The sequence below is a fragment of the Pseudomonas sp. K5002 genome (genome assembly GCF_013386655.1).
Lineage (GTDB): Bacteria > Pseudomonadota > Gammaproteobacteria > Pseudomonadales > Pseudomonadaceae > Aquipseudomonas.
The window spans coordinates 1-4717 of the sequence record NZ_JACARK010000984.1 but is presented as its reverse complement, the minus strand read 5'-3'; the positions used below and the strand labels follow the sequence as shown (position 1 = coordinate 4717).

The window sequence follows — 4717 nt, the reverse complement described above, 5'->3', positions numbered from 1 at the left end:
CGCGGTCAGCCGGTAGAGCAGCACCACGATCAGCGCCGAAGCGATGGCCGTGGGCAGCCAGGCCGTCAGGCTGGTGACCTGCCCCAGGGGCACCGACAGCAGCCAGGTCAGCAGCGTCGAGGTGGCCAGGTAATCGGCATAAGGTTGCCCGTACGTGGTCGGGAAGAACCCCGGCCCGTGGCGCAGCATCTCCTGGGCGAACAGCACGAAGCGCGAGTCAAAGCCGATGATTGCCTGGTTCCAGTTGCCCGCGACAAACAGGATCAGGGCCAGCAGCCCCAGGATCCATGAGTGTCGGCGGATCGTCGGGCTGAGCAGGGGCCGATGAGCTTTGTCCACGTCTCAGGCTTCCTCGGCCTGAGGCGCCCAGTTTTGCTGGGGGATCGGCAAGTTGCAGGAATCGCCGCGGCCCATCGGGAAGTACTGGATGCCTTTGCGTGCCAGGCGTTCGCCGTCGTACAGGTTGCGGCCGTCGAAGATCACCGGGGTTTTCAGGCGTTGCTGGATCAGGTCGAAGTCCGGTGCCTTGAACTGTTGCCATTCGGTGCAGATGATCAAGGCGTCAGAGCCACTCAGGGTGGATTCCGGGGTGCCCATCAGCATCAGGCGCGGGTCATCACCGTAGATGCGCTGGGTTTCCTGCATGGCTTCCGGGTCAAACGCACGTACATTGGCGCCGGCGGCCCACAACGCTTCCATCAGCACCCGGCTTGGCGCATCGCGCATGTCGTCGGTGTTGGGCTTGAACGCCAGGCCCCACAAGGCGAAGGTCTTGCCGCGCAGGTCGCCCTTGAAGAATGCATTGGCGCGTTCGAACAGCTTGCTCTTCTGGCGCTGGTTGATGGCTTCCACGGCTTCCAGCAGGTCGCTGGAGCAGTTGGCGGCCTTGGCGCTGTGGATCAGGGCGCGCATGTCCTTGGGGAAACACGAGCCGCCATAACCGCAACCTGGGTAGATGAAGTGGTAGCCGATACGCGAGTCGGCACCAATGCCCAGGCGCACGGCTTCGATGTCGGCGCCCAGGTGTTCGGCCAGTTCGGCGATCTGGTTGATAAAGCTGATCTTGGTGGCCAGCATGCAGTTGGCGGCGTACTTGGTCAGTTCGGCGCTGCGCAGGTCCATGAAGATGATGCGGTCGTGGTTGCGGTTGAACGGTGCATACAACTCACGCATCACCTCGCGCACTTCCTCACGTTCGCAGCCGATGACGATCCGGTCCGGGCGGCGGCAGTCGGCAACGGCCGAGCCTTCCTTGAGGAATTCCGGGTTGGAGACGATATCGAACTCCAGGTGGCGGCCGGCAATGCGCAGGGCTTTTTCCATGTGCGCACGCAAAGTGTCGCCAGTGCCTACAGGTACGGTGGATTTTTCCACGAGGATCACCGGGTCGATACGGTGGCGAGCCACTGCATCGCCCACGGACAGCACGTATTTCAGGTCGGCCGAGCCGTCTTCGTCCGAAGGGGTACCCACGGCGATGAACAGCACTTCGCCGTGTTCGACCGCGAGTTTTTCGTCATAGGTAAACGTCAGGCGTCCGCCTTCGAGGTTTTCCTTGACCATGGCCGCCAGGCCCGGCTCGAAAATGCTCACATGGCCCTGTTGCAGCAACTTGACCTTTTTCTCGTCAACGTCCATGCAGATGACATCGTGGCCGACTTCGGCCAACACGGTGGCCTGTACGAGACCGACGTAACCGCTACCAAATACACTGATTTTCATGGGGCATTCCTGGGACTTGTGGTGCTAGCACGACGAGAGTTGATAGTCAGGACTCCGAGGATGACCAAGGCCACTCCCGCAGTTTTTGAAAGCGAAAAATGTTCGTTGAACACCGGCAGGCTGGCGGCCAGCAGGTAGACCAATGCGTAGCTGATGCTGAGCAGCGAGTAGGCACGGCCCAGCGGCAGGTCTTTCAGTGCGCCAAGCCAGCAGAGCATCGACAGGGCATAGGCGATGATCGCCAGGATCACCACGCCCAGTGCGCCGAGGTCGATGGCACCCGTGTTGAGTGCTGTCAGCCATTCGGTGGGCAATGGCAGGCGCGTCATGCTCCAGCGCATGCCCAACTGGGCACCGCTGACCAGTGCCACGCTGCCCAGGGCCAGGGCAAAACCGCGAGCGCGACTCATACCTGGCGCCCCAGCAGCACCACACCGGCAATCACCAGCAGCACGCCGAACCAGTGGCGACCATCGATGTGTTCATGGAACACAAAGCGCGCCACCAGGGTGACCAATACAAAGTTGAGGCTCAGCATCGGGTAGGCGATGCCGACTTCCAAACGTTGCAGCACCAGCAGCCACACCAGCAAACCCAGGCCCAGGCACACCAGCGCCGACCACAGCCACGGCGAGCGCAGCTTCAGGGCCCAACCGTCGGGCTGGTCACGCCAGCCTTCCACGGCAAACTTCTGGGACACCTGGCCCATGCAGGTCAGCAGGCAGGCACCTAACAACAGCAGCAGAGTGGTCATGGCGCGCTCTGCGGGAAGATCAGAATCACGATATTGCCCTGCTCGTAACGCTTGCCGTCTTTGGGCAGCAGGTCCACTTCCTGGCGTTCGTCGTCACCCTTGACCCGCATCACCACGCCCACCGAGCCTTGCTTGCGCGCCCCGCTCATCCATTGCTGGACGCTGGCGGCATCGATCTTGCGGTAAGCGGTGTCCGGGAAGGCGATGCCGTATTTCACTTCGCCAACGGTGTTGTAGAGCATCACTTCAGGACGCTGCAGGCGCCATGACAAGGCCGATGCGGCGCCGAGGTCGTTGCTCAGCAACGCAGTGGTCGGCTGCAGCTCCTGGAGGTGGTCGATGATGAACTGGTCGGGGGTCTTGTTATAAACCACCGAGTGCGGCAACGCCGCCGGCACCAGAGCCACCAGCAACCAGCTGCCGATCACCGGTGCGGCCCACATGTGCAACGGGCGGGCGGCTTGCAGCAGGTTGGCGATGATCCAGCCGAACAGGAAGACGAACACCAGCACCAGGCTGAGTGTTTCCTGGCCGTGCTCGTACACCGGTTTTTTCAGCTGGAACCAGGTCAGGGCCAGCAACGCCAATACGCCAATGACCAGATTCACCCAGCCGTTGATGCGCAGTACGCGGCCACGGGCCTGGGCCAGTTTGTCGGCGAGGGTATGCCCCATCAGCAGCGCCAGTGGCAGCAGGCAGGGCATGATGTACGACGGCAGCTTGCCCTTGGCCAGGCTGAAGAACGCCAGCGGCATCAGCAGCCACAGCAGCAGGAAGGCGACCTTGCTGTTGCGTTTTTCCAGCCATGCCTGCTTCACGGTGGACGGCAGCAACGCCATCCACGGCAGGGTGAACGCAACCATCAGCGGCAGGTAATACCAGAAGGGCTCGGAGTGCTGGGCGTCGTCGCCGGCAAAGCGCTGGATGTGCTCGTGCCAGAAGAAGAAATTCCAGTAGTCCGGTTCCTGGGCATGCACCATCAGCGCCCAGGGCAGGCTCACGACAATCGCCACCACCACGGCCACCAGGCCATAGGTGAGCAGTTCACGAATGCGTTTTTGCCAGAGCACGTAGGGCAGGGCGATCAGCACCGGCAGCAACCAGGCAAGGAAACCCTTGGTCATGAACCCCATGCCGCAGGCGAACCCGAGCAAGGCCCACGACCACAGGCGGCCGCGGGTGGTGGTGCTGTCGAAGCAGAACCACAGCGCCGCCCCGGTCAGGTTGACCCAGAAGGTGAACTGCGGGTCGAGGTTGGCATAGCCCGCCAGGAACGCGACGCTGACAAAACTCATGTACAGCACGGCGCTGACCAGGCTCTTGCGCGGGTCGTTCCACAAACGCCGGGCCACGAAATACACCAGCAGGATGCTCAAGCCGGTGCTCAAGGCCGAGGCAAAACGTACGCCGAACAGGTTCTGCCCGAAAATCGCCTGGCCCAGCGCGATCATCCAGTAACCGGCCGCCGGTTTCTCGAAGTAGCGAATCCCCATGAAGTGTGGCGAGGCCCACTTGCCGGTCAGCAGCATTTCCTGGCTGATCTGCGCATAGCGGGTTTCGTCGGGAATCCACAGCCCGTGGGTGGCCAACGGGATCAGGTAGAACACCCCGAAGGCCAGCAGGAGCAGGGGCAGGGCCCAGCGCCGGATCATGCCTTCTGCACTCCGAGCCAGCCTTCACGGCCGCTCAACGCACCACGCACCAGCTGTTGCTGGGGCAGGGTGGTGAGGTCGGCGGGCAACAGGTCGCCCAACGGTTTGAACGCGATGCCGCGCTGCCCTGCCTGGGCGAGCAACTGGCGAAAATCATTGGCCATCAGAATCCCTTCTACTTCTGCGTGGATCGTATAGACGTTGAGCTTCGACGGCTTGAAGCGGTCGAGGATGTAGCTATTGAAATCCTTGGCGGCCACCACCGGGCCCACGACTTCGTCGAAGGTCGGCATGTCCACCGGAATTTGTGGCGTGCCGGCACTGCCATCCGCCAGGGTAGGCCGGAACAGGCTGGTACCGCGGCAATCGCTGTTGTAACGGAAATTGAACTGTTGCTTGGCTTGCACCACGCGCTCATCGGCACGCCAGCCGGCGGCGGCTGAGCAGTCGATGGGTTCACCGAGGATGTCGCTCAAGGTGTCGACGCCACGGCGAATCTGCTCGATCAGCTGTGCATCGCTCCAGCGCCCGGTGTTGGCTTGCCAGCCGTGATGATCCCAGGCGTGCAGCCCGACTTCATGCCCGGCGG

At 62.4% G+C, this 4717-nt stretch carries 5 protein-coding genes and 1 pseudogene; all 6 read right to left on the bottom strand.

Features of this window, described 5'->3' with window-relative positions; genetic code table 11:
• Positions 1-339, bottom strand: a pseudogene (locus HX846_RS32155) (glycosyltransferase); the annotation flags it as partial.
• 3 nt (positions 340-342) lie between these two features.
• Positions 343-1722 (bottom strand): UDP-glucose/GDP-mannose dehydrogenase family protein, encoded by a 1380-nt coding sequence (locus HX846_RS32150; protein WP_008433443.1) that lies wholly within the window; start codon positions 1720-1722, stop codon positions 343-345.
• Complete coding sequence (arnF, locus tag HX846_RS32145; protein ID WP_177021107.1) at positions 1719-2132, bottom strand: 4-amino-4-deoxy-L-arabinose-phosphoundecaprenol flippase subunit ArnF; 414 nt, start codon at positions 2130-2132, stop codon at positions 1719-1721. Before arnF ends, HX846_RS32150 begins: the two co-directional genes overlap by 4 nt.
• Entirely contained in the window at positions 2129-2476 is a 348-nt protein-coding gene (gene arnE / locus HX846_RS32140; RefSeq protein ID WP_003217625.1) for a 4-amino-4-deoxy-L-arabinose-phosphoundecaprenol flippase subunit ArnE, read from the bottom strand. Before arnE ends, arnF begins: the two co-directional genes overlap by 4 nt.
• Positions 2473-4128 (bottom strand): lipid IV(A) 4-amino-4-deoxy-L-arabinosyltransferase, encoded by a 1656-nt coding sequence (arnT, locus tag HX846_RS32135; protein WP_177067769.1) that lies wholly within the window; start codon positions 4126-4128, stop codon positions 2473-2475. Before arnT ends, arnE begins: the two co-directional genes overlap by 4 nt.
• Positions 4125-4717, bottom strand: a 593-nt coding sequence (locus HX846_RS32130) for a polysaccharide deacetylase family protein (protein ID WP_178966949.1), incomplete at its 5' end; no start/stop codon positions are given. The genes arnT and HX846_RS32130, both read right to left, overlap by 4 nt.